Origin of the sequence: Sphaerotilus natans, from assembly GCF_900156335.1 — a bacterium.
GTDB classification, from domain to species: domain Bacteria; phylum Pseudomonadota; class Gammaproteobacteria; order Burkholderiales; family Burkholderiaceae_C; genus Sphaerotilus; species Sphaerotilus natans.
The window spans coordinates 41,032-65,810 of sequence record NZ_FTMZ01000009.1; the positions used below are offsets into that span (position 1 = coordinate 41,032).

The 24,779-nt window shown below is 71.8% G+C and carries 22 protein-coding genes; 12 read left to right on the forward strand and 10 right to left on the reverse strand.

The annotated features are described in order from the left end of the window. The first annotated feature begins 46 nt into the window (after positions 1 to 46). The 8 genes from BW996_RS09870 (at position 47) to chrA (ending at position 9,713) form a co-directional block, all read left to right on the forward strand. Positions 47 to 1,090 carry a glycosyltransferase family 2 protein gene (locus tag BW996_RS09870; RefSeq protein WP_051631562.1) on the forward strand — a complete coding sequence of 348 codons (1,044 nt, stop codon included), beginning with the start codon at positions 47 to 49 and terminating at the stop codon, positions 1,088 to 1,090. Further along, positions 1,074 to 2,735 carry a phospholipid carrier-dependent glycosyltransferase gene (locus BW996_RS09875; protein ID WP_051631561.1) on the forward strand — a complete coding sequence of 554 codons (1,662 nt, stop codon included), beginning with the start codon at positions 1,074 to 1,076 and terminating at the stop codon, positions 2,733 to 2,735. The genes BW996_RS09870 and BW996_RS09875 overlap by 17 nt, the downstream gene beginning before the upstream one ends. Beyond that, entirely contained in the window at positions 2,732 to 4,318 is a 1,587-nt protein-coding gene (locus tag BW996_RS09880; protein WP_037478358.1) for an ArnT family glycosyltransferase, read from the forward strand. The genes BW996_RS09875 and BW996_RS09880 overlap by 4 nt, the downstream gene beginning before the upstream one ends. Next, entirely contained in the window at positions 4,318 to 5,031 is a 714-nt protein-coding gene (locus tag BW996_RS09885) for a phosphatase PAP2 family protein (RefSeq protein WP_051631560.1), read from the forward strand. The genes BW996_RS09880 and BW996_RS09885 overlap by 1 nt, the downstream gene beginning before the upstream one ends. Before the next feature lie 123 nt (positions 5,032 to 5,154). Further along, positions 5,155 to 5,436 (forward strand): hypothetical protein, encoded by a 282-nt coding sequence (locus BW996_RS09890; RefSeq protein WP_037478357.1) that lies wholly within the window; start codon positions 5,155 to 5,157, stop codon positions 5,434 to 5,436. 75 nt (positions 5,437 to 5,511) lie between these two features. Beyond that, positions 5,512 to 6,891 (forward strand): Trk system potassium transporter TrkA, encoded by a 1,380-nt coding sequence (gene trkA, locus BW996_RS09895; protein ID WP_037478356.1) that lies wholly within the window; start codon positions 5,512 to 5,514, stop codon positions 6,889 to 6,891. Positions 6,892 to 6,909: 18 nt separating this feature from the next. Continuing rightward, complete coding sequence (locus tag BW996_RS09900) at positions 6,910 to 8,367, forward strand: TrkH family potassium uptake protein (RefSeq protein WP_037478355.1); 1,458 nt, start codon at positions 6,910 to 6,912, stop codon at positions 8,365 to 8,367. A gap of 2 nt (positions 8,368 to 8,369) precedes the next feature. After that, a complete protein-coding gene (gene chrA / locus BW996_RS09905; RefSeq protein WP_037478354.1) occupies positions 8,370 to 9,713 on the forward strand; it encodes a chromate efflux transporter in 1,344 nt (447 codons plus the stop codon). Here the strand turns inward: chrA and BW996_RS09910 are convergent, their stop codons facing one another. From BW996_RS09910 to BW996_RS09940, 7 genes are all read right to left on the reverse strand, one after another. Continuing rightward, positions 9,714 to 10,751: a DMT family transporter gene (locus tag BW996_RS09910; protein WP_037478353.1), complete on the reverse strand. Its 1,038-nt coding sequence runs from the start codon at positions 10,749 to 10,751 to the stop codon at positions 9,714 to 9,716. A gap of 1 nt (position 10,752) precedes the next feature. After that, entirely contained in the window at positions 10,753 to 11,118 is a 366-nt protein-coding gene (locus BW996_RS09915; protein ID WP_037478352.1) for a DUF6488 family protein, read from the reverse strand. A 32-nt stretch (positions 11,119 to 11,150) separates the two neighbouring features. Next, positions 11,151 to 11,954 (reverse strand): HupE/UreJ family protein, encoded by an 804-nt coding sequence (locus BW996_RS09920; RefSeq protein WP_241461826.1) that lies wholly within the window; start codon positions 11,952 to 11,954, stop codon positions 11,151 to 11,153. Between the two features lie 86 nt (positions 11,955 to 12,040). Beyond that, on the reverse strand, positions 12,041 to 12,400 hold the full coding sequence (locus BW996_RS09925) for a hypothetical protein (RefSeq protein WP_037478351.1): 360 nt from the start codon (positions 12,398 to 12,400) through the stop codon (positions 12,041 to 12,043). Positions 12,401 to 12,411: 11 nt separating this feature from the next. Then, positions 12,412 to 12,999, reverse strand: a complete 588-nt coding sequence (locus tag BW996_RS09930) for a GNAT family N-acetyltransferase (RefSeq protein WP_162177948.1) — start codon at positions 12,997 to 12,999, stop codon at positions 12,412 to 12,414. Between the two features lie 87 nt (positions 13,000 to 13,086). Beyond that, positions 13,087 to 14,817 carry a cation:proton antiporter domain-containing protein gene (locus BW996_RS09935; protein ID WP_037478350.1) on the reverse strand — a complete coding sequence of 577 codons (1,731 nt, stop codon included), beginning with the start codon at positions 14,815 to 14,817 and terminating at the stop codon, positions 13,087 to 13,089. Between the two features lie 132 nt (positions 14,818 to 14,949). After that, entirely contained in the window at positions 14,950 to 16,065 is a 1,116-nt protein-coding gene (locus BW996_RS09940; RefSeq protein ID WP_037478349.1) for a tartrate dehydrogenase, read from the reverse strand. 114 nt (positions 16,066 to 16,179) lie between these two features. On the opposite strand from BW996_RS09940, the gene BW996_RS09945 reads away from it, so the two are divergent. Further along, a complete protein-coding gene (locus tag BW996_RS09945; RefSeq protein WP_051631558.1) occupies positions 16,180 to 17,103 on the forward strand; it encodes a LysR substrate-binding domain-containing protein in 924 nt (307 codons plus the stop codon). A gap of 8 nt (positions 17,104 to 17,111) precedes the next feature. On the opposite strand, the gene BW996_RS09950 is transcribed toward BW996_RS09945, so the two are convergent. Next, positions 17,112 to 17,546, reverse strand: a complete 435-nt coding sequence (locus BW996_RS09950) for a CBS domain-containing protein (RefSeq protein WP_037478345.1) — start codon at positions 17,544 to 17,546, stop codon at positions 17,112 to 17,114. A 200-nt stretch (positions 17,547 to 17,746) separates the two neighbouring features. On the opposite strand from BW996_RS09950, the gene BW996_RS22465 reads away from it, so the two are divergent. The 3 genes from BW996_RS22465 to mgrA all read left to right on the forward strand — a co-directional run bounded on the left by BW996_RS22465 (position 17,747) and on the right by mgrA (position 21,448). Next, the gene (locus BW996_RS22465; RefSeq protein ID WP_051631557.1) at positions 17,747 to 19,657 is read left to right on the forward strand and encodes a 3'-5' exonuclease; all 1,911 of its coding nucleotides are present in this window, start codon (positions 17,747 to 17,749) and stop codon (positions 19,655 to 19,657) included. Between the two features lie 110 nt (positions 19,658 to 19,767). Further along, a complete protein-coding gene (locus BW996_RS09960; protein ID WP_037478343.1) occupies positions 19,768 to 20,301 on the forward strand; it encodes a phasin family protein in 534 nt (177 codons plus the stop codon). Positions 20,302 to 20,398: 97 nt separating this feature from the next. After that, positions 20,399 to 21,448 carry an L-glyceraldehyde 3-phosphate reductase gene (mgrA, locus tag BW996_RS09965; protein WP_037478340.1) on the forward strand — a complete coding sequence of 350 codons (1,050 nt, stop codon included), beginning with the start codon at positions 20,399 to 20,401 and terminating at the stop codon, positions 21,446 to 21,448. 24 nt (positions 21,449 to 21,472) lie between these two features. Here the strand turns inward: mgrA and BW996_RS09970 are convergent, their stop codons facing one another. Then, positions 21,473 to 22,855, reverse strand: coding sequence for a sigma-54-dependent transcriptional regulator (locus BW996_RS09970; protein WP_051631565.1), 1,383 nt, complete (start codon positions 22,853 to 22,855; stop codon positions 21,473 to 21,475). Positions 22,856 to 22,860: 5 nt separating this feature from the next. Further along, on the reverse strand, positions 22,861 to 24,765 hold the full coding sequence (locus BW996_RS09975; RefSeq protein ID WP_037478339.1) for a sensor histidine kinase: 1,905 nt from the start codon (positions 24,763 to 24,765) through the stop codon (positions 22,861 to 22,863). Between the last annotated feature and the right edge of the window lie 14 nt (positions 24,766 to 24,779).

A 24,779-nucleotide genomic window follows, 5' to 3' on the forward strand; every position in this document is an offset into this window, starting at 1 on the left:
GGCGGACAGGCAACGGGGGTCCGGTGACAAGGCGTGGAGTGGCGCCATGGGGGTCACCGGGGTGAAAGTGGCGGCGGCAGGCGCAAGCCTGCCGTCGCCGGCACACCTGTCCCTGCCGGCGCACCATCTGTCGATCGTCGTGCCGATGTACAACGAGGTCGACAACGCCGCGGCGCTGATCGACGCGGTGCGCACCGCGCTGGCGGCCTACCCGCAGCCCTGGGAGCTGATCGTCGTCGACGACGGCAGCCGCGATGCCACCGCCGCGGCGCTGCGCCGCCACGCCCGCGCCACCGGCGCGCCGGTGCGGGTGATCTCGCTGGCGCGCAACTTCCGCCAGACCGCCGCGATGCAGGCCGGCATCGACGCCGCGCAGGGCGACGTCATCGTGACGATGGACGGCGACCTGCAGAACGACCCGCGCGACATCCCGCGCCTGGTGCAGCGCCTGCTGGCTGAGGATCTGGACATCGTCGCGGGCTGGCGGGTGCAGCGCCAGGACGGCTTCTGGCTGCGCCGCCTGCCGTCCCAGCTGGCCAACCGGCTGATCCGGCGCATCACCGGGCTGCCCTTTCACGATCTGGGCTGCAGCCTGAAGGCCTTCCGCGCCAGCGTGCTGCGCGAGGTGCGGCTCTACGGCGAGATGCACCGCTTCATCCCGGCCTGGCTGTCGACGGTGACCTCGCCGGCGCGCATGGCCGAGGAGCCGGTCGACCACCACCCGCGCCTGCACGGCACGTCGAAATACGGCCTGTCGCGCACGCTGCGGGTGCTGGTGGACCTGCTGGCGGTCACCTTCTTCCAGCGCTTCGCGGCGCGGCCCGGGCATTTCTTCGGCGTGATCGGGCTGGCGGTGCTGGGCGCCGGCCTGGCGATGCTGGCCTATCTGGGCGGACTGAAGCTGCTGCTGGGCGAGGACATCGGCGGGCGGCCGCTGCTGTCGCTGGGCTTCTTCTGCTGCATCGGCGGGCTGCAGTTCCTGACCACCGGCGTGCTGGCCGAGCTGCTGATCCGCATCTACTACGGCGCGCGCCACGGCCAGCCCTACGTGGTGCGCCAGGACGACGGCCGCGATGCACCGCACGCCTGAACCGCTGGCGCCGCGCTGGCTCGTCTGGGCGCTGCTGCTGCTCGGCGCGATGCTGCTGCGGCTGGGCGCCGCGCCGCTGCTCGACGTCGACGAGGGCGCCTTCGGCGAGGCCTCGCGCGAGATGCTCGCCGGCGGCGACTGGAGCCGCACCACGCTCAACGGCGAGCCGCGCTGGGACAAGCCGATCCTGATCTACTGGCTGCAGGCCGGCGCGATGGCGCTGCTGGGCCAGCAGGAGTTCGCGCTGCGCCTGCCCTCGGTGCTGGCGGCCTGGGGCTGGGTGCTGGCGACCGTGATGTTCGCGCGGCCGCGCTGGGGCGATGCGGCGGCGCTGGGCGCCGGCGCGGTGCTGGCCAGCGGGCTGGGCGTGGCGCTGATCGGGCGCGCCGCCACCGCCGATGCGCTGCTCAACCTGTGGCTGGCGCTGGCCGGGCTGGACCTGTGGCGCCATCTGGAGGCCGCGCCCGGCAGCGCCGCGGCGCGTCAGGCGCTGCGCCGCACTGCGCTGTGGATCGGCCTGGGCCTGCTGACCAAGGGGCCGATCGCGCTGATCGTGCCGGGCGCGGCCGCGCTGGTCTTCGTCGCCCTGCACCGCGGCCCGGTGCCGACCGGCACGCGGCTGCGCGGCCTGCTGGGTGACGGGGCGGCCTGGGCGCTGATGCTGGCGGTGGCCCTGCCCTGGTATGCGCTGATGCTCGTCCAGCATGGCCAGGCCTTCATCGACGGCTTCCTGGTGCGGCACAACCTGTCGCGCTACCAGGGCACGCTCGAAGGCCACGGCGGCAGCCTCGGCTACTACCTGCTGGTGCTGCCGCTGCTGATGCTGCCGTGGGCGCCGCTGCTGGTGCAGCTGCTGCGCCGCGCGCGCGCGCTGTGGCGCGAGCCGCTGGCGGGCTATCTGCTGGGCTGGGCCGGCTTCGTGATCGTCTTCTTCAGCCTGTCGGGCACGAAGCTGCCGCACTACGCGCTGTACGGCCTGACGCCGCTGGCGCTGCTGACCGGGCGGCTGCTGGCCGCCGAGGCACCGGGCGAGGCGCTGCCCGGCGCGCTGCTGCGGCTGCAGCAGGCGCTGCTGATGCTGCTGGCGCCGCTGCTGGCCGGCGCCACGCTGGCGCTGCAGGCGCGCGCCGAGCACATCGCCGACCCGCTGTACCGCACCCTGCTGGCCGCGCCGACGCCAGAGCCCGGCCCGCTGGCGGCCGGCGCGCTGCTGGCGGCAGCCGCGGCCGCGCTGTGCCTGACCGGCGCCCGCGGCCGCCTGAGCGAGACCGCCCGGCTGAGCGCCGCTGCGCTGTGCGGCCTGCTGTGGATTCACGGCCAGCTCTCGCCCTGGTGGAGCGAGCGCCTGCAGGGGCCGGTGCGCGACCTGGCCCGGCAGGCCCAGCTGCAGCCGGGCGCGCCCGCGGCCGTGCAGTGGGGCCTGCATCTGCCCAGCTTTGCCTTTCATCTGGACCGGCAAGCCCCGCGGCGCGCGCCCCGCCCAGGCGAGCTGGCGCTGGTGCGCGCCGACCAGCTGGCGCGACTGACCGAGGAAGCCGGTCTGGCCGCGCCGGTGCGGCTGGCCGAACGCAACGGTCTGGTGCTGGTGCTGGTGCTGGTGCTGGTGCAGGTGCGGATGCCGACCGAAGGCGACGCGCCGCGATGAGCACGCGCCTGCTGCTGCGTCTGCTGGGCTTCGGCGCGCTGGCCCTGCTGCTGCGGCTGGCCTTGCTGGCCGGCGTGCTCGACGACCCCACGATCGGCCTGCAGGTGGACGAGGCGCAGTACTGGGGCTGGTCGCGCGAGCTGGCCTGGGGCTACTACTCGAAGCCGCCCGGCATCGCCGCGCTGATCGCCGCCTCCACCGCGATCGGTGGGGACGGGGTGATCGGCGTGCGCTGGCTGGCGATGGCGGTGCAGGTCGCCGCCGGTGTCGCACTCGGCCTGCTGGCGCATGACCTGGCGCAGGCCGCCTGGCCCGAGCAGGCCGACCGCGCCCGGCGCGCCGCCGTCTGGGCGACGCTGATCGCGCTGAGCAATCCGGTCGCCGGGCTGCTCGGGCTGGCGGCGACCACCGACGCGCCGCTGCTGCTGTGCTGGACGCTGGCGGCGCGGGCGCTGTGGCGGCTGCGCCGCTCGGGCCGTCTCGCCGACGGCCGGGGGCTCGGGCTGTGGCTGGGCCTGGGGCTGCTGTCGAAATACACGATGGCGGCGCTGCTGCCCGGTCTGCTGGGGTGGCTGTGGCGGCGCCGCCATGACGGTGGGCCGGATCCCCGGCCCGCGCTGGCCCTGGCCTGCGCGCTGGCCGCGCTGCTGCTGCTGCCGCATCTGCTCTGGAATGCCCAGGCCGGCTGGCCGACGCTGCACCACACCGCCGAGATCACGGTGCAGGCCGGCCCGCCCGGCGCGCGCACCGCGCTGGCCATGCTGGGCTCGCTGGCCGGCTGGCTGGGCGGCCAGTGGCTGATGAGCGGGCCGCTGTGGCTGCCGCTGTGGCTGCGCTGGCGGCGGCGCCTGCCCGCCGGTGCCGCGCTGCCACCGGCGGTGCGCGAGCTGCTGCTGGCGCTGACCGTGCCGCTGCTGCTCATCGGCGCGGCCCAGGCGCTGAACGCCAAGGCGCAGATCAACTGGACCGCCCCGGCCATGCAGGGCCTGGTGCTGGCGCTGGCGCTGTGGCTGGCGCCGGCGGGGCGGCGGCCGCTGCGCCGGGCCGCCGGCGTCGTCGTCGCGCTGCACCTGCTGCTGGTCAGCACGCTGCCGCTGATCGGTGGCGCGACGCGCTGGATCCACGGCGAAGGCGCCGTGCCGCCGCGCTCGCTCGACCTGTGGGCGCGCATGCGCGGCTGGGAGCCGGCGCTGCAGGCCCTGGCCCCGGCCGCGCGCGACCCGCTGGCCGCCGGCGCGGTGCTGATCGGCGCCGACCGCACGCTGATCTCGCACGGCCGCCATGCCTGGCGCGATCTGCCCGGCGCCGACTGGCATGCCTGGCGGCCGGACCGCCGGCGCCCGCCAGCCGATCACTACCAGCTGGTGGCCGGCTGGCCGGGCACCGCCTCGGCCGCCGATCGCCAGCGCCCGCTGCTGATCGTCAGTCACGGCGAGACGCTGCCACCCGACTGGCTGGCGTGGCTGGAGCCGCCGGTGCGGCTGGCCGGCAGCCGCACCGCGCAGGGCGCCGAGCGCACGCTGGTGCTGACGCTGTGGCGGACGCGGCTGCGCGACACCCCTGCCCCGACGGAGCCCCGATGATGAACCCGCGCTGGCGTCTGGCCTGGCTGCGCTGGCTGGCGGTGACCGCCGCCACGCTGCTGCTGTTCAACCTCTTCCCGCAGATCGATCTGGCGGTCAGCGCCGCGCTGCACGATGCGGCCGCCGCCGGACTGGAGCGCTTTCCGCTCGGGCAGGCGGCGCCGGTGCAGGCGCTCTATCACGCGGTGCCGTGGCTGGGCCGGCTGGCCCTGATCCTCGCCCTGGTGCTGGTGCTGCGCCGGGACACGCCGCCGCGGCCGCGCCGCCAGGCCACGGCCGTGCTGCTGATGCTGGTGCTGGGGCTGTGGCTGACGGTCAACGTCGGCCTGAAGGACCAGTGGGGCCGACCGCGTCCGGTGGAGATCTCGGCCTTCGGCGGCCTGCACGACTTCATGCCCGCCGGACAGCCGGGTGGCGGCTGCGAGCGCAACTGCTCCTTCGTCAGCGGCCATGCGGCCACCGGCTTCGCGCTGGCAGCCGTCGGCCTGCTGGGCACGCCGGCGCGGCGTCGACGCTGGCAGCAGGCCGGCCTGGCCGCCGGGCTGCTCATCGGTGCGGGCCGCGTGCTGCAGGGCGGGCATTTCACCAGCGACATCGTCTGCGCCGGGCTGGCGATGCATCTGTGCGCGCTGCTGATCCGGCAAGGCTGGGTGCTGTGGCGCCGGTACCGTGCAGACCAGCATCGACACCGCACGGCCCAGATCGCCAAATGAAATCGCGTGAAACAAGAGCGAACAAGCACGAGGGCCGGCACTGCGGCTACCATCGCGCCCCCCGGTGACAACCGGACGACATCCGTCTAAAACAACGAATTCCTTCACGCTCGAGGAATGCCCATGACCCACAGGATCTTCCAGCGCACCGACCGGGGCCGTGCCGCCCTGCTCGAGGAGCATGAACTGCCCGCCGAGGCCCTGCGCCTGCTGATGCGCCTCAACGGCTACACCCCCCTGGACCAGCTGCTCGGTCCGGACGAGAACCGGGGGCAGGCGCTCGCTGCGCTGGCCCCGCTGCTGGAGGCCGGCCTGGCCGAGCCGGTCACGCTGAGCACCCCGGCGCCGCGCCCCTCGGCCTGGAGCGACTGGTTCGCCGGCCAGCCGGTGGCGTTGCCCGCCTGATGCCCGCCTGATCCCGGACAAGCCCGACGCGGCAGCGCGCGGCCCGGCGTCAGCGCCGCTGCCGATAATCGCGGCATGAACATCCTGATCATCGGCGCCGGCCGGGTCGGCACCAGTGTGGCAGAGCACCTGGTGTCGGAGCGCAACGACATCACCGTCATCGACACCGACCCGCAGCGGCTGCGCGACCTGCAGGAGCGCCTGGACCTGCGTGGCGTCTGCGGCAACGCGATCCAGCCCTCGGTGCTGCGCGAGGCCGGCGCCGAGGACTGCGACCTGCTGGTGGCCTGCGCGCCGCAGGACGAGACCAACCTGACGGTCTGCAAGGTCGCGCACGACCTGTTCAATGTCACCACCTCCATCGCGCGGCTGCGCTCGCCCGAGTTCGTCGAGGGCGCGCCGCTGCTGGCGCGCGAGGGCGGCTTCGCGGTCGACCATGTGATCTGCCCGGAGCAGTCGGTCACCACCTACATCCGCAAGCTCGTCGAGTACCCGGAGGCGCTGCGCGTCATCGAGTTCGCCGGCGGCCGAGTCACGCTGGCGGGCGTGCGCGCGGGTGCCGGCAGCCGGCTGGTCGGTCATCGGCTCGACGAGATTCCGACGCTGGTGCCCAACCTGGACATGCGCGTCGTCGGCCTGTTCCGGCGCGACCAGCCGCTGAAGGCCGACGGCAGCACCCGCATCGAGGCCGGCGACGAGGCCTTCGTGCTGACCCGCACTGCCGCGGTCACCGAGGTGCTGTGCGCGCTGCGCGAGCGCGACCGGCCGGTGCGCCGCGTCCTGATCGCCGGCGGCGGCAAGGTCGGCCTGCGCCTGGCACGCGAGCTGCGCGGCCGCTGCGAGATCCGCCTGATCGAGTTCGACCGCCAGCGCTGCGAGTACCTTGCCGCCGAGCTGGGCTCGGAGGTGCTGGTGCTGCACGGCGACGCCACCGACGAGGACCTGATGACCGACGCCAATGTCGGCGAGACCGATGTCTTCATCGCGCTGTCGAGCGACGACGAGGACAACATCCTGTCGGGCCTGCTGTCCAAGCGCCTGGGCGCGCGCCGCGCCATCGTGCTGATCAACCGCCGCGCCTACACCGAGCTGGTGCAGGGCACGCAGATCGACGTGGCGATCTCGCCGCAGCATGCGGTCATCGGCGAGCTGCTGGCCTATGTGCGCCGTGGCGACATCGAGGCGGTGCACAGCATGCGCCAGGGCGCGGCCGAATCGCTGGAGATCATCGCGCGCGGCGACCGGCGCAGCTCCAAGGTGGTGAGCCGGCGCATCGAGCAGATCGACCTGCCCGAGGGCGTGCAGATCGGCGCGATCGTGCGTGGCGACGAGGTCATCATGGCCCACCACGACACCGTCATCCAGACCGACGACCACGTCATCGTCTTCCTGCCGAGCAAGCGCCAGGTGCGTGCGGTCGAGAAGCTGTTCCAGGTCGGCGCGACCTTCTTCTGACACCGGCCGGCCGATCCGATGCGCTACTACTACCCGGTCTTCAAGGTCCTCGGCGGCGTGCTGATGCTGTTCGGGCTGACGATGGCGGTGCCGCTGGGCTTCTCGCATTTCCTGCATGACGGCATCGAGGAGGGCTTCGCGCTGTCGATGGCGATCACCATCGCGATCGGCGCCGGCCTGTTCCTGCACTGCCGCCACCTCGACCGCGAGCTGCAGCCGCATGACGGCTTCCTGCTGGCGACGCTGGTGTGGACGGTGCTGCCGGTGTTCGGCGCGATCCCGCTGCTGCTGCACATTCCCGGCCTGAGCTTCACCGATGCCTACTTCGAGGCCGTCTCCGGCCTGACCACCACCGGCGCCACCGTGCTGACCGGGCTGGAGAAGCTGCCGGTGTCGATCAACATCTGGCGCTGCTTCATGGTGCTGATCGGCGGCATGGGCATCATCGTTCTGGCGGTGGCGATCCTGCCGCTGCTGGGCGTGGGCGGCAGCCAGGTCTTCAAGGCCGAGACGCCCGGTCCCATGAAGGACGACAAGCTCACCCCGCGCATCGCCGAGACCGCGCGCGGGCTGTGGACCGTCTATTTCGCCATCGCCACCGCCTGCCTGCTGGGCTATCGCTGGGCGGGCATGAGCTGGCCGGACGCCTTCATGCACATGTGCTCGACGATGGGCCTGGGCGGGCTGGCGGGCTATGACGCCAGCTTCGCCGCCTTCGACTCGCTGAAGGTGGAGCTGGTGGCGATCGTGTTCATGCTGCTGTCCGGCGTGAACTTCGCGCTGTACTTCCGCATCTGGCAGCGGCGCTCGATGCGGCCGCTGTGGCGCGATCTGGAGGCACGGCTGTTCTTCGCGCTGATGGCAGCCAGCGTCGCGGTGGTCACGGTCTTCCTGGTCGCACATGGCGTCTATCCGGAGTGGACGACCGCGCTGCGCCACGCCGCGTTCAACGTCATCTCGGTGGCGACCACCACCGGCTTCGCGACCGTGGACTACGCGCAGTGGCCGATCTTCGCGCCGATCCTGATGCTGTTCCTGTGCGGCTTCGCGACCTGTGCTGGCTCGACCGGCGGCGGCATCAAGCTCAGCCGCTCGCTCTTGCTGATGAAGCAGGTGCAGCGCGAGTTCACCCGGCTGCTGCACCCGCGCGCGGTGCGGCCGGTGACGCTGGGCGGCGCGGTGGTGGAGCCTCAGGTGCTGTTCTCGGTGCAGGCCTTCATGCTGGTCTACGGCGCGGTGCTGACCGCCGGCACGATGGCACTGCTGCTGACCGGGCTGGACATCATCAGCGCCTTCACCGCCGTGGTCGCCTGCATCAACAACACCGGCCCCGGCCTCGGTCAGGTCGGCCCGGCGAACAACTACCAGGGACTCACGGACCTGCAGACCTGGATCTGCTCCATCGTGATGCTGCTCGGACGGCTGGAGCTGTTCGCGATGCTGATCCTGTTCACGCCGCAGTTCTGGCGGCGCTGAGCATGAATGCCCAGCCCCCCGCTCACCCGAGCTTCCGGGAAGCCCTCCTCTACTGGCTGCGGCTCGGCTTCATCAGCTTTGGCGGCCCGGCCGGCCAGATCGCGCTGATGCATGCCGAGCTGGTCGAGCGCCGGCGCTGGATCAGCGAGGGCCGCTTCCTGCACGCGCTGAACTACTGCATGGTGCTGCCCGGCCCGGAGGCGCAGCAGCTCGCCATCTACCTGGGCTGGCTGCTGCACCGGACCTGGGGCGGCATCGTCGCCGGCACGCTGTTCGTGCTGCCCTCGCTGCTGATCCTCGCCGCGCTGAGCTGGGTCTATCTGACCTTCGGCGATGTGCCGGCGGTCCAGGGCCTGTTCGACGGCATCAAGCCGGCGGTGGTCGCCATCGTCGCCTTCGCGGCCTGGCGAATCGGTGGGCGGGCGCTGAAGAACCGGGTGCTGCAGGCGATGGCCGCGCTGTCCTTCATCGCGCTGTTCGGCTTCGACGTGCCCTTCCCGGCCATCGTGCTGGCGGCCGGGCTGATCGGTGCGGTCGGCGGGCGGGTGGCGCCGCAGCATTTCCAGACCGGTGGCGGCGGCCACGGCACGGCCCGGGCCGGCCACGCGCCTGCGCTGATCGACGACGACACGCCAGCGCCGCCGCATGCGCGTTTTCGCTGGGGCCGCCTGCTGGCGCTGCTGGCGGTGGCGATCGCACTGTGGGCCGGGGCGATGGCGCTGCTGGCGGCCCAGGGCCAGCCGGTGCTGCACGACATGGGCGCGTTCTTCACGAAGGCCGCGCTGCTGACCTTCGGCGGCGCCTATGCGGTGCTGCCCTATGTCTACCAGGGCGGCGTCGAGACCTTCGGCTGGCTGAGCGGCCCGCAGATGATGGACGGCCTGGCGCTGGGCGAGACCACGCCGGGGCCGCTGATCATGGTGGTGGCGTTTGTCGGCTTCGTCGGCGCCTGGACAAAAGCGATCTTCGGCCCCGACGCCCTGGCGCTGGCCGGCATGGCGGGCGCGGGCGTGGCGACCTTCTTCACCTTCCTGCCGAGCTTCGTCTTCATCCTGGCCGGCGCGCCGCTGGTCGAGTCCACCCGCGGCAAGCTGCAGTTCACCGCGCCGCTGACCGGCATCACCGCCGCGGTGGTCGGCGTGATCCTGAACCTGGCGCTGTTCTTCGGCTGGCATGTGGTGTGGCCGCGGGCCACGGCCGCCGCGCCCTTCTCGGGCGGGGTCGAGGTGTTCTCGGCGGCGGTGGCGGTGGTGGCCTTCGTGGCGCTGTGGCGCTATCAGCAGGACATCGTGAAGGTGCTGGCGGTGTGCGCCGGCATGGGGCTGCTCAGGAGCCTGATGGGCTGATCAGTGCGCGTGCGTGTGATGCACGTCGGGCGCGTGCGCGTGGGCGTGCCGGGTCGGCGCATGCACATGCCGGTGGCTGTGCTCGCCCTCGGGCATCGGATCGTGCACATGGTCGTGGTGCCCGTCGTCGTGACGGTGGGCATGCTCATGGTCCAGCGCCTCGTGCGTGTGCTCGTGGTCGTGCGCTTCGGCCAGGTGCAGCAGCACGCCCGCCAGCATCGCCACGCTGCCCGCCAGCAGGCCCGGGCCCCACTGCCGATCTCCGAGCGCGACGGCGGCCACCGCCCCCAGGAACGGCGCCAGCGCGAACACCGAGCCGGTGCGCGCCGCGCCGAAGGTGCGCTGCGCCAGGAGATAGAAGCGCAGGCTCAGCCCGTAGCCGGACGCACCGACCGCCAGCAGCGCCAGACCCGCGCCCCAGGAGGGCAGCGGCTCGCCGGCCCCCCACGCCAGAACGCACGAGGCCGAGGCGCCCAGCGCCGCCTTGACCATCACCACCTGCCCCGGATCGCGCTCGGCCAGCGCCCGCGAGACGGTGTTGTCCGCGCCCCAGGCGATCGTGGCCACCAGCACCGCCAGCAGCCCGAACAGCCCGGACGCCGCCGCCGAGCCCGACGGCCACTGATCGAGCACCAGCAGCACGCCGCCGGCCAGGATCAGCGCCATCGCGGCCCGCACGCGCCAGTCGAGCGATTCTCGGTAGAGCACCCGCGCCAGCACGGCGGTGAAGAGCGCCTCCAGCGTGAGCATCAGCGAGGCGCTGGCCCCGCTGGTGTGCTGCAGGCCCCAGGCCAGCGCCACCGGCCCGAGCACCGCGCCGAAGGCCGCCATCAGCAGCAGGCGCGGGGCATCGCCGCGCTGCAGCTGCGCCTCGCGCTCGATCGGCTGGCGCAGCAGCGCCCCCAGCAGTGCCGCGCCCGCGTACAGCAGGCCGGCGGTGGCGAAGGGGCCGAGACCGCGGCCGAACTGCTGCACCAGCGGCGTGCTCAACCCGAACAGCGCCGAGGCCAGCAGCGCACCACGCCAGACCGGATTCACGTCACTGCCCGGTGTGGTTGGCGGCGATGAAATTGCCCGGCAGCGAATAGAACAGGTAGAGCGTGTCCTTCGCCTTGTCGGTGACGGCCGGGTTGCGGAAGGTAATACGCCATTCCTTGCCCTTCTTGCCCTCGATCTGCTCGACCTTCTCGGGCTTGGCGATGTCTTGCCAGGACTTGTCCACCTTGCTGCCGGCGACGAGCTGGTTCTTGTACTGCGTCGCGCAGCCGACGACGGTGGCCTCGGCGGCAGGCTTGCTGCCGTGGAAGTGGCAGCTGGCGTCGGCGCCGGCGTGGGCAGCCGGAGCGAACAGCAGGGCCGCGGCGCTCAGGGCGGAGGCAGCGAAGGCGGAAACGGTGATGTTCATGGGATGACTCCTGGTGAGAGGAAGGGGCAAATTCAAAGGCTGTTGCGGTTCGGATCGACCGTCTTCTCGACATCCATGTCCTCGTGGATGTGGCGGTGCTCCTGCTCGGGGAAGCGGAAGCTGTCCGGGTCGCTGTCGTGCAGATAGCCGTGGAGCTGCATCAGCAGCAGCAGCGCGCCCACATGCATCAGCAGCTGGTTGGCGGCGAAGCTGAACCGGGCGAACGAAGGCCGCCGACGCCAGGCGGCCAGCACGGCCACCATGACCGTCAGCGCGGCGATCTGGCCGAACTCGACGCCCAGGTTGAAGCTCAGGATGCGCAGCAGCATCGCCGTGCCGTCATCGCCCAGCGGCAGCTGCTGCAGCCGGGTGGACAGCCCGAAGCCATGCAGCAGCCCGAAGCCGAAGACCATGCCGAGCAGGTTCGGCGAGGCCATGCCCAGGTGCTTCTGGAAGCCGCCGTTGTTGTCGAAGGCCTTGTACATCACGCTCAGCGCGATCACCGCGTCGATCAGGAAGTAGTTCCAGGTGATGCCGTAGAAGGTGGCGAAGATCAGCGTGATGCAATGCCCGAGCGTGAAGACGGTGACGAACTTGGCCACGTCCTTGAACGTGGTCAGGAAGAACACCACGCCGAACAGGAACAGCAGGTGGTCGTAGCCGGTCAGCATGTGCGTGGCACCGAGACCGATGTACTGCAGATAACCGCTGTCGAGCATGCGCTGGCGGTCCTCGGCGGAGATGCCGTGGGCCTGCGCCAGCAGCGGGGTCAGGCTGGCCAGCAGCAGGAACAGGGGCGCAGCACCACGCCGCCCCAGGAGAGAGGGAAAAGTCAAGATCAACCTCGTGTCGGATGAATGCCGGGCGCGAGCGCCCGAGACGCGTCAGCCCAGGCCGGGCCGGCGCATTCGCAATACCGGAATCAGCCGAGGGATCGGGGCGGGCGCAGCAGGCCGCCCGGCGCCGGGTCCGGCTCGAACGGGCGGAGGTAGGCGGGGCCGGCCGTGGAGGCCGGCAGACGGGGCGAGGTCGCCAGAGGAATCAGGATCGCCGGCTGGCTCTGCGCACTGGCGTCGTGGTGCGTGTGCACGCCCGCATCATCCGAGCGCTCGTCGAGATGCAGCGCGCTGTCGCTGTGGTGGTGATGCCCGATGGCGTCGAGATGAATGCTCACATGCGCGAGCATCTCGGCCGTGCGCGTCGTCTGCGAAGGCAGCAAGGGCCACACCAGCTGCTGGAGGAGCAGGGCCAGCAGCAGCAGGACAGGCAAGGCACGGCGCATGGCGAGCGATTTTAGCGTGCGATCGGAGCGGCAGAACGCAACTCACCCAGTGACGAAGTACGCCCGATCGTCAGGTTGTAACGTAGCCGCCGCAGCCGCCCCGCCCAGATCGACGGCGCCGCGCCGAAGGCCGCGGCCGCGGTGCCGGGCGGCACCTCGCGCACATGGCGCACAAAATCCTGGCCGATCTCCGGATCGTGATGCTGCTCGCCGCGCAGGAAGCCGGCCCGCGCGTAGAAGGCCAGCCCCTGCGGATTGCCGACGTGGCACTGCAGCGCCAGCCGCGTCAGGCCCTGGCCGACGGCCAGCGCCTCGCAGTGCGCCAGCAGCCGCGCGGCCACGCCGCCCCGGCGCGCCTCGGCATGCACCGCGATCAGGTTCAGCCACAGCTCGCCGGCCGCCGGCCGAGGCTGGACATGAATGAAGCCGACCGGCCGCCCGCCCAGCTCGGCGACAAAGACGCGGTGCGACTCATGGCAGAGCCAGTGGCACAGCGCCGATTCGGCCACCAGGCCGGTGAAATGCTGCGCGACCAGCGCATGAATGAACGCCCAGTCCTGCGGACCGGCCACGCGGATCGACACCGGAGAGGGATTCATGTCTGCTCTGCTGCTGCTCTGTGTTGCTGCTCTGCCGGAAACCAGCGGGAGACCGGCCCCATGAAACATTTCGTGACAATACGTCACTCAGGCTGAGCGCGGGCTGAACGCGGCACCCAGCGCTTCGATCACCCCCTGACCCAGGCCCCGAGCCAACTCCTTTTCGCAGGTCAGCACCGTGCCCAGACCCTCGCCGCGCAGCAGCTCGGCCTCGTCCTCGCTGGCGGCGCGCAGCAGCACGCGGATGGCGGGGTTGAGGGTGCGGGCGGTCTCGACCATGCGCCGCAGCGCCAGCGCGTCGCTCGCGGTCACCACCAGCATCGCTGCCTGGGCGACATGGGCCTGCACCAGCACCTCCGGCTCGGCCGCGTCGCCGCAGACCGCCGCCAGCCCCTCGGCGCGCAGGCGGTCGACCCGCTCGCGGCCGAGGTCGACCACCACCAGCGGCACCTGCCGCTCCTGCAGCGCCTGCACCAGCGGCCGGCCGACCCGGCCGTGGCCGACGACGATGACCTGATCGCGCAGCAGCGTCTCGTCGGTCGAGGTCGGCAGCGCCGACAGCGGCTCGGTGCGCGCCTCGAGCCGGCGCGCCAGGGCGGAGCGCGCCAGCAGCCAGCGCTCGAAGGGCGCGATCAGGGAGAACAGCGCCGGATTGACCGCGATCGACAGGATCGCGCCGGCCAGCACCAGGCTCTGCGCCTCGGCCGGCATCAGGCCGAGCGTCACGCCCAGTCCGGCCAGGATGAAGGAGAACTCGCCGATCTGCGCCAGGCTGGCGCCGACCGTCAGCGCGGTGCCCAGCGAGTAGCGCAGCATCAGCACCAGCATGACCGCCGCGACCGTCTTGCCGACCAGGATGACCAGCACCACCGACAGCACCCGCAGCGGCTCGGTCCACAGCACCGCCGGGTCGAACAGCATGCCTACCGACACGAAGAACAGCACCGCGAAGGCATCGCGCAGCGGCAGCGTCTCGTCGGCGGCGCGGTGGCTGAACTCCGACTCGCGCATCATCATCCCGGCGAAGAAGGCGCCGAGCGCAAAGGACACGTCGAAGAGCTTGGCCGCGCCGAAGGCCACGCCGATCGCGGTGGCGATCACGCCGAGCGTGAACAGCTCCTGCGAGCCGGTGCGCGCCACCCACCACAGCAGCCGTGGCAGCAGCCGCCGCCCGACCACCAGCATCAGCACGACAAAGGCCGCCACCTTGGCCAGCGTCAGGCCGATGGCGCTCCACAGCGCGCCGGAGCCGCCGGCCGCGGCCGCCTCGGTCGTGCCGGAGGCGGGCGCGCCCAGCAGGCCCGAGAGGGCCGGCAACAGCACCAGCACCAGCACCATCACCAGGTCCTCGACCACCAGCCAGCCGACCGCGATGCGGCCCTGCACCGACTTCAGCAGCCCGCGCGCCTCCAGCGCACGCAGCAGCACCACGGTGCTGGCCACCGACAGGCACAGCCCGAAGACGATGGCCGCGCCGCCGCTCCAGCCCCAGAGCATCGCCGCACCGGCCCCCAGCAGCGTGGCCACGACGATCTGCACGATCGCGCCGGGCATCGCGATGCGGCGCACCGCCATCAGATCGTCGAGCGAGAAATGCAGCCCGACGCCGAACATCAGCAGCATCACGCCGATCTCGGCGAGCTGGCTGGCCAGGCCCACGTCGGCCACATAGCCCGGCGTGGCCGGGCTGACCACCACGCCCGCCAGCAGATAGCCCACCAGCGGCGGCAGCCTGAGCTTCATCGCCAGTAGGCCAAGGATCAGGGCCAGTCCGAAGGCGGCGGCGATGGTGGCGATCAGGCTGACGTCATGGGGCATGGACGGCGGAACTCCCTCGGCTGTCGGTGAATGGAAACGAATCGGGCGATGGATCCCGATTCTTCCCGACAGTTCAGCCCCCGGGCTCAGCCATCGGCGGGAGACCCCAGGCCGCAGCCGCTCATCCCGCGCTCAGCCTGCGATCAGCCGCGCCGCGATCGCCGCACCCACCGCCGCCGTGTCGGCCTGGCCGCCCAGGTCGGGCGTGCGCGGGCCCTCGCGCAGCACCGCCTCGATCGCCTGGACGATGGCGTCGTGCGCGGCGCGGCCCGCGCCGGTGCCCGCCGTCAGGAAGTCCAGCAGCATCGCCGCCGACCAGATCATCGCGATCGGGTTGGCGATGCCCTGGCCGCTGATGTCCGGCGCCGAGCCGTGCACCGGCTCGAACAGGCTGGGGAAGCGCCGCTCCGGGTTCAGGTTGGCCGAGGGCGCGATGCCGATCGTGCCGGTGCAGGCCGGGCCCAGGTCGCTGAGGATGTCGCCGAACAGGTTGGTCGCCACCACCACGTCGAAGCGCTGCGGCTGCAGCACGAAGCGCGCGGTCAGGATGTCGATGTGCTGCTTGTCCACCGCGATCTGCGGATAGCGCGCGTGCATCGCGTCGGCGCGCGCATCCCACCAGGGCATGGCCAGCGCGATGCCGTTGCTCTTGGTCGCCACCGTCAGGCGCTGGCGCGGGCGGCTGGCGGCCAGCTCGAAGGCGTACTGCAGCACCCGGTCGGCGCCGAAGCGGCTGAAGACCGATTCCTGGATGACGATCTCGCGCTCGGTGCCGGCGAACATCGTGCCGCCGAGGTTGGTGTACTCGCCCTCGGTGTTCTCGCGCACGATCATCATGTCGATGTCGCCGGGCTTCCTGCCCGCCAGCGGGCAGGGCACGCCGTCGAACAGCCGCGCCGGGCGCAGGTTGATGTACTGGTCGAACTCGCGGCGGAACTTCAGCAGCGAACCCCACAGCGAGATGTGGTCCGGCACCGTCGCCGGCCAGCCGACCGCGCCGAACAGGATCGCGTCCATGCCACCCAGCTGCGCCTTCCAGTCGGGCGGCATCATCTCGCCGTGCTCGACGTACCAGTCGCAGCTCGCCCACGGGAACTCGGTCGTCTCGATGTCGAGGCCAAAGCGCTCGGCGGCGGCGCGCAGCACGCGCAGGCCCTCGGGCATGACCTCCTTGCCGATGCCGTCGCCGGCGATGACGGCGACGCGAAAGGGACGGGAGGATTCGGTGGACGGCAGGCTCTGGGACATCGGTGACTCCGGAAAGGGTCGAAGAAGGAATGCAGCGATGCTAGGCCCGTGCTCACGGTTTCCAATGCCCCGAATCGTTCACCCATCTTCCACGATCGGTTGACAATTCGGAGGATGACGATCTCTCCGGCCACGCCCCACCCCGACGACCTGCGCCTGTTCCTGACGGTGGTGCGCCGCGGCGGCTTCTCGGCGGCCGCGGCCGAGCTGGGGCTGTCCACCGCCGGCGTGAGCAAGCGGGTGCGGCTGCTGGAGGCGCAGCTGGGCGCGCCGCTGCTGCACCGCACCACCCGCCGCATCGGCCTGACGGCGCAGGGCGAGCAGCTGTGCCTGCGCGCGCAGCCGCTGCTCGACGCGATGGACGATCTGGTCAGTCAGGTCTCGGCGGTGCGCGCCGAGCCGCGCGGGGCGCTCAAGGTGTGCAGCAGCTTCGGCTTCGGGCGGCGCCATGTGGCGCCGGCGCTGGCGGCGCTGGCGCGGGCGTATCCGCGGCTGACGGTGCGCTTCGAGGTGCTCGACCGGCTGGTGGACATCGCCGCCGAGGGCTATGACCTCGACATCCGCGTCGGCGACGAGATCGCGCCGCAGTGGGTGGCGCACCGGCTGGCGGCCAATCACCGGGTGCTGTGCGCCGCGCCCGACTACCTCGCGCGGCGCGAGCCCCCGCGCAGCCCGGCCGAGCTGGCCGGCCACGACTGCCTGGTGGTGCGCGAGCGCGATCATCCCTTCGGCGTCTGGCGACTGCAGCACGCGCAGCAGTCTGAGCGCGACGAGACGGTGCGCGTGACCGGCCCGCTGTCGACCAACCACGGCGAGATCGCGGTCGACTGGGCGCTGCAGGGCCACGGCATCGTGCTGCGCTCGCTGTGGGACGTGGCCGCGCCGCTGGCTCAGGGGCGGCTGGTGCAGCTGCTGCCCGACTGGCGCCAGAGCGCCAGCATCTGGGCGGTGCACGCCGGCCGGGCCGACGGCTCGGCGCGGCTGCGGGTGGCGCTCGACTTCCTGGCGGACTGGTTCGCGCGCCGCACCCCCGGCTGAGACCGGCGTCAGCTATGGATGTAGCTTTCGAGCTGGGCGATCATGAACTGCTGCTCGGAGATGATCTCCTTGACCAGGTCACCGATCGAGACCATGCCGACGACCTGCCCGGCGTCGAGCACCGGCAGGTGGCGCAGGCGCTTGTCGGTCATCAGCGCCATGCATTCCTGCGTGGTGGTGGCCGGACTGACGTGCAGCACGTCGGGCGTCATCACCTCGGCCAGCCGCGTGGTGGCCGAGGCACGCCCGCGCACCTCGATCTTGCGGGCGTAGTCGCGCTCGGTGAAGATGCCGACGATGCGCTCGCCCTCGGCGACCAGCAGCGCGCCGATGCGCTGCTCGGCCATCAGCTCGATGGCCTCGCGCACGGTGGCATCCGGCGGCAGCGTGCGCACCGGCTGATTGACGGGCTTGGACTTCAGGATCTGGGCAACGGTGCTCATGAAGACTCCTTGGCGGCGATCAGCGGATCAATGGCCCATCTTCGCGTAATCGCGGCTCCGGCGGGCTGATGGTCTTTCCGGATGTGTGCCGGAAATGAAACCTCAACCACCGGGCGATCCTCGGGATTCAGGAAACGCGACACGGGCGCCGATCTCATGCAAGGATCGCGCCCCTCAACCTCGAACCGACACGTCTCCCGATGGCCCAGTTTCCCCAGGGCTTGCGCCAGATCGAATCCCGCTGCAACGCCGGCGAGCGCCGCGTGCTCGACCAGCTGCGCCAGTGCCTCGACGACCAGCACCTCGTCTGGCATGACCTGCCGGTCGGCGAGACCGCGCGCCAGCCCGACTTCATCGTGCTTGGCCCCGGCCTGGGGCTGCTGCTGCTCGAGGTCAAGGACTGGAAGCTCGCGACGATCCGCCAGGCCACGCCCGACCGGGTCGAGCTGGCCACCGCCAGCGGCCCGGTGATGACCGCGCATCCGCTGCGCCAGGTGCGCGACCACGCGATGGCGCTGGCCGACGCGCTGCAGCGCGATCCGGCGCTGGTGCACGACGAGGGCCCGCACCGCGGCCGGCTGGCGCTGCGCTACGGCTGGGGCGCGGTGATGTCGAACCTGCGCCGCGCCGAGGTCGCCGCGCTGCCCGGCTTCGACGCGGTCTTCCCGCCCGCCCGCACGCTGCTGCGCGACGACCTCGACGACAGCGTCGACCCGGAGGCCTTCGTGCAGCGCCTCTCCGGCCTGTTCACCGTCGACATGGCGCAGCGGCTGACGCCGGCGCAGCGCGAGCGCATCCGCTGGCACCTGTTCCCCGAGCTGCGGCTGGGCGCACCGGCGCCCGTGCCGCCGGCCCAGGACAAGGCCGAACGGCCGGACCCGCGGCCCGACGAGGTGCCCGACCTGCTGCAGGTGATGGATCTGCAGCAGGAGCAGGTCGCGCGCACGCTGGGCGAGGGCCACCGGGTCATCCACGGCGTGGCCGGCTCGGGCAAGACGATGATCCTGGTGCACCGCGCCCGGCTGCTCGCGCACGAGGCCGAGCCGGCGCGCCCGGTGCTGGTGCTCTGCTACAACCGCGCGCTGGCCGACCGCATCGAGGCGCTGATCGCCCCCGACGAGGCCCTGCGCCCGCGGCTGCAGGTGCGCACCTTTCACGGCTGGTGCGCCGAGCTGGCGCGGCGCCACCGCATCGCGGTGCCCCCCGCGCCCGAAGGCCAGGACGACACGGACGCGCCGGCGCGGCTGGCCCGGGCGGTGATCGCCGCGGCCGATGCCGGCCGGGTGCCGCTGGGCGGCCACCACGCGGTGCTGATCGACGAGGCGCACGACTTCGAGGACGGCTGGCTGCGCCTGGCCGCAGCGATGAGCGATCCGGCCGCGCGCCGGCTGCTGGTGCTCTACGACGATGCGCAGTCGATCTACCAGCGCCTGCGCCAGCGCTTCAGCTTCGCCAGCGTCGGCATCCAGGCGCGCGGCCGCACCAGCGTGCTGCGGCTGAACTACCGCAACACCGCCGAGGTGCTCGGACTGGCGCTGCGCTTCGCGCGCGGCCTGCTGCCCGAGCGCGGCCGCGACCGCGAGGCCGGCCGTGGCGACGAGGACGGCGTCGCCGGCGTGGCGCCGAGCAGCTCCGGCCGGCGCGGCCCGCGCCCGGTGCTGATCCGCGCTCGCAGCGAGCATGAGGAAGCCGAGCTGCTGGCCGCGCGCATCGCCGACGCGGTGGCTGCCGGCACCGCGGCCGGCGAGATCGCGGTGCTGTGCCGCACCCGGGCGCAGATGGCGCCGATCGCCGAGGCGCTGGCGCGGCGCGGCCTGCCGCTGCAGTCGATGGGCAGCACCGGCTTCCAGCATTTCGACTGGAGCCAGGCCGGCATCCGGCTGGTCACGCTGCACAGCGCCAAGGGGCTGGAATTCGCGCATGTGCATGTCGCCGGCCTGCAGCGTCTGCCCTGGCGCGACGAGACGCTGGAGGACGCGGTGCGGCTGGTCTATGTGGCGATGACCCGCGCGACGCAGTCGCTGGTGCTGTCGTGCTGCGGCAGCTCGCCGGTGGTGGAGCGGCTGCAGGCGGCGCTGCAGGAGCAGGGACTAGAGCCTGCGCTCCAATGATTGCTGCAGTGCAGCAAAACCCTTGCACCCCGGACCGGGACGTCTCTATACTGAAGCCATGCTGCAGTGCAGCAAAACTTCTTCAGTTCTCATCCTCGCGGAGCCCGACCATGTCCCTGACGCCCGAACAAATCGCCGCTGCCAACAAGGCCAACCTCGAAGCGCTGGTGTCGCTGACCCACAAGGCCTTCGAGAGCATCGAGAAGCTGGTCGAGCTGAACATGCAGGCCGCGCGCAGCACGCTGGAAGAGAACGCCGCGCACGCCAAGGCGGTGCTGTCGGCCAAGGGCCCGCAGGAGCTGGCCGCTCTGCAGACCGAATACGTCAAGCCGGCCCAGGAAAAGGCGCTGGCCTATGGCCGCCAGGTCTATGACATCGCCGCCTCGACCCAGGCCGAAGTGAGCAAGATGGCCGAGGCCCAGCTGGCCACCGCCAAGGAAAAGTTCACCGAGCTGGTCGACCAGGCCGCCGAGAAGGCTCCGAAGGGCAGCGAGAGCGCCGTCGCCGCCGTCAAGACCGCGATGGCCAACGCCGACGCCGCCTTCGAGAGCGTGCAGAAGGCCGCCCGCCAGGCCGTCTCGCTGGCCGAGACCAATCTGAAGACCCTGAGCGAGACCGCTGCCAAGGCCACTGGCCGCCGCTGATCCGCGCTCCGTACCGCTTGTCTCCTCGGTACCTTTCTCGGTACCGTTCCATGCCCGACCCGATGACGGTCGGGCTTTTTTTCAAGGAGACAAGCCGATGACCCCCGCCTGGCAGGCCGCCCCCGGCCGCTACGAGACGATGCCCTACCGGCGCTGCGGCGCCAGCGGCCTGAAGCTGCCCGCGCTCTCGCTCGGGCTGTGGCACAACTTCGGCGACACCACGCCGCTGAGCGTGCAGCGCGAGATGGCGACCACCGCCTTCGACCTCGGCATCACGCACTTCGATCTGGCCAACAACTACGGCCCGCCCTACGGCAGCGCCGAGATCAACTTCGGCCGCCTGCTGCGCGAGGACTTCAAGCCCTACCGCGACGAGATGATCATCTCGACCAAGGCCGGCTGGGACATGTGGCCCGGCCCCTACGGCCAGGGCGGCGGCTCGCGCAAGCATGTGCTGGCGAGCCTGGACCAGAGCCTGAAGCGCCTGGGCCTCGACCACGTCGACATCTTCTACTCGCACCGCTTCGACCGGGACACGCCGCTGGCCGAGACCGCCGGCGCGCTGGCGCACGCGGTGCGATCGGGCAAGGCGCTGTACGTCGGCATCTCGTCGTACTCGCCGGGCAAGACGGCCGAGATGGCGGCGCTGCTGAAGGCCGAGGGCGTGCCGCTGCTGATCCACCAGCCGAGCTACAACCTGCTGAACCGCTGGATCGAGCGCGGCCTGCTCGACACGCTGGCGGCCGAGGGCGCCGGCTGCATCGCCTTCACCGCGCTGGCGCAGGGACTGCTGTCGGACAAGTATCTGAACGGCATTCCCGCGGACGCGCGCATCAACCGCCCCGGCGGCGGCTCGCTGATGCGCGAGCACCTGAGCGAGGCCAACCTGGCGCGGGTGCGCGCGCTCGACGCGATCGCGCGGCGGCGCGGCCAGTCGCTGGCCCAGATGGCGCTGGCCTGGGTGCTGCGCGACCCGCGGGTGACGACCACGCTGATCGGCGCCAGCAGCGCCGCGCAGATCCGCGAGAACGTCGCCGCGCTGCAGAACCTGCACTTCAGCGCCGAGGAGCTGGCCGAGATCGACGCGCATGCGCAGGACGGCGGCGTCGACCTGTGGCGGGCGCCGAACACCGACTGGGCGGACTGATCGGCATTCACGTCGAAGCGCGGTTCAACGCTCTCCGGCGCGATGTGGCCCCAGCCCGAGCCGCGCCAGCTTGTCGTAGAGGGTCTTGCGCGGCAGCTGCAGCCGCTCGGCCGCCCGGCTGACCTGGCCCTCGCAGACCGCCAGCGCCTCCTCGATGAGCAGCCGCTCGACCTGATCGAGCGTGTGCACCAGCCCCCCCGGCTCGGACAAGGTCTCTCCAGGCTCATCCAGCCCCAGGCAGAGACGATGAGCCACGTTCTTCAGCTCACGCACATTACCGGGCCAGTCGTGCGCCAGCCAGCGAGCCAGCTGCGCAGGCGACAGGACCGGTGCCTGGCGGCGGTAGCGTGCAGCCGCCTCGGCCAGGAAATGGGCCAGCAGCAGGGGCACATCCTCGCGGCGCTGGCGCAGCGGCGGCACCTGCAGCGGCGCCACATGCAGACGGTAGTAGAGGTCGGCACGGAAGGCGCCCGTCTCCGACAGCGCCAGCAGATCGACCTTGGTCGCGGCCAGGAGTCGACAGTCCACGGCGATGATCTGGTTGCTGCCGAGCCGCTCCAGCGTGCCCTGCTGCAGCACCCGCAGCAGCTTGACCTGCAGCGAGAGCGGCATGCTCTCGATCTCGTCCAGGAACAGCGTGCCCCCCTGCGCATGCTCGATGCGGCCGATGCGGCGCCGTCCTGCACCGGTGAAGGCCCCGCTCTCGTGGCCGAAGACCTCGCTCTCGAAGACCGATTCGGGAAGCGCGGCGCAGTTCAGCGCGACGAACTCGCCGCGCCGACCGCTGGCTTCGTGCAGTGCGCGGGCCACCTCCTCCTTGCCGCTGCCAGTTTCACCCTGGATCAACACCTCCACATCGAGGGGCGCCAGCGCCTCGATGTGGCGGCGCAGCGTGCGCATCGCCGGGGCGTCGCCGAGCAGCCTGCCACTGCCCTGTCCCCCGGCCGCCAGGCGCTCCAGCCGCGCGCGCAGGTCCTGGTTCTCCAGCGACAGCCGCTGGCGATCAAGCGCCCGGCGCACGCTCTCGACCAGACGATCGCCACCGAACGGCTTCTCGATGAAGTCGTAGGCCCCGTCGCGCATGGCCTCGACCGCCATCGCGATGTCGCCGTGGCCCGTCACCAGGATCACCGGCAGCGACAGGCCCTGCCGAGGCAGCCGCTGCAGCAAGACCCGTCCGTCCAGGCCAGGCAGGCACACATCGGAGACGACCGCCCCCCAGGCCAGTCCGTCGGGCAGCGGCGCGGCCAGCCGCGCCAGGCCCTCCTCGGCGCTGCCCACGGCCACGACCGGCAGATCGGCCAGATCCAGCGCCTGGACACAGACACGCCGCAGCACCGCGTCATCCTCGATGAGCAGCACCTGCAGCGAGCCTCCCGCGGTCGACGACAGAGGAGGCAAGGACATCGGATTCATGCAGAGGACTCCGGAGAAGACGGAGAAGGAGCAGGCAGCACCAGCGTGAAGATCGCCCCGGATCCGGCCTCGGGGGCGACATTGCCGCCCGACAGCTCGCCGCCCAGGCCCTGGGCGATCGCGCGCGAGATCACCAGCCCCAGCCCCAGCCCCCGGCTGCGGGTGGTGAAGAAAGGCTCGAAGAGATGCTCGCTGGCCGACGAGGACAAGCCCTGACCATGATCGCGCACCTGCAGCGCGATGCGGCCGTCTGATCGCCGATCGACATCGATCTCGACACGGCCGCAGACCCCGGCGGCAGCCATCGCGTCAAGCGCATTGCTCAGCAGGTTCACCAGGACCTGCTCGAGCCGGACCCGGTCGGCCAGCACGCGGCCGGCGTCGGCGGCGATCCGTCGCGCGATCGTGACCCCGGTCTCGCGCAGCCGGGGCGCCAGCATCGTCTCGGCCATGTCGAGCGCATCCGTCACTGCCACCGGCAGGCAGATGGCCGAGCCCGCCCGAGCAAATCCCTTCAACGGCGCCACGAGGGCTCCCAGTCGCCCCGCCAGTTCACCCACCAGGGACAGAGACTCGCGCAGATCGGCATGGCGCCCGCGGTCAAGCTGCTTGAGCGCGTTGTCCGCGCAGGTCGCCAGAGCCGCCAGCGGCTGGTTGATCTCATGCGTGACTCCAGCGGCGAGCTGCCCGAGCACCGCCAGCTTGCCGGCCTGCACGGCCTGATCTCGGGTGGCTTGGAGAATGCGCTCGGCCTCGTTCAGGGCCTCGATGCGCTGGTGCAGCGTCTCGTTGGCCGCCATCAGCTCGGCGGTGCGGCCAGCGACCTGCTGGGCCAGGTCTTTCTGGAGGGCCTCGAGCGCCAATGCGGCATGGCGGCGCTCGTCGAGCCGGCGACGCTGCAGCCACCACAGACCGCCCCCCGCCACCGCCAAGGCCCCCAGCAGACCGAGCGCAGCGGCCTCGATCGCCGCCGCCCGGTGCACCGGACGCAGATCGGCCGCCAGCAACAGCGTCCAGCCCCAAGCCTCGAGCCTGTGCGCCTGCAGCAGATGGCGCCCTTCGGAATCGATCACGTCGCGCTGCAGCCCGCCGGGGGACACCGGTGGCCACAGCGCCGCCAGCGGCGCCAGCTCCGGCAACCGCTGCAGATCATGCCGACCATACTGGCGCGACTCGGCCAGAGCGGCCCGGTCAGCAAGCGTCAGCGGCGCCAGCGTGCGATAGCGCCAGTCCTCGCGCGAGGCCAGGAAAAGCACCCCGCGCTCGTCGGCCAGCGCCAGCGGCTCGCCGCCGGTCGCCCAAGCCCGCTCCAGCGCCCCCAGACCGATCTTGACGACGACGACTCCGACCGCGCGGCCTTGCGCGTCGCGCAGCGCCTGCGACAGGAACAGCCCCGGGGCCTCGGTCGTCACCCCCACGGCATAGAAGACGCCCGCCCCCGCCGCCATCGCATCGCGAAAATAAGGCCGGAAGGTGTAGTTCCAGCCGACGAAGCTCGCCGGCGTGTCCCAGTTGCTTGCCGCCAGCACCAGGCCCTGACGATCCATCAGGAAGACGGCCTGCAGATCGAGCTGCTGACCGACGCTGGTCAGATGTCGGTTGACCACGTCGACAGCCGAGGCTGGCCGGTCGGGGCCCAGCACGGTCAGCAGCCGAGGATCCATCGCCAGCAGCCGTGGCAGGTGCCGGTGCTTGTCGAAGAGCTGCATCAGGCTGGCGGCCTCTCCGGCCAGCCGGGCTGCACCGTCGGCGCGCAGGCGTTCCCGCCCCGCCTCCAGCCGAGCGTTCCAGGCCAGCCATCCGCCGGCCAGCATCAGACCGGCCACCAGCCCCAGGGCCAGCAGCAGCACGATCGGGCGGCGACGCAGCGACGAGACGACGACAGGAGCGGGCGCGGTCATGGCCCGATTGTCGA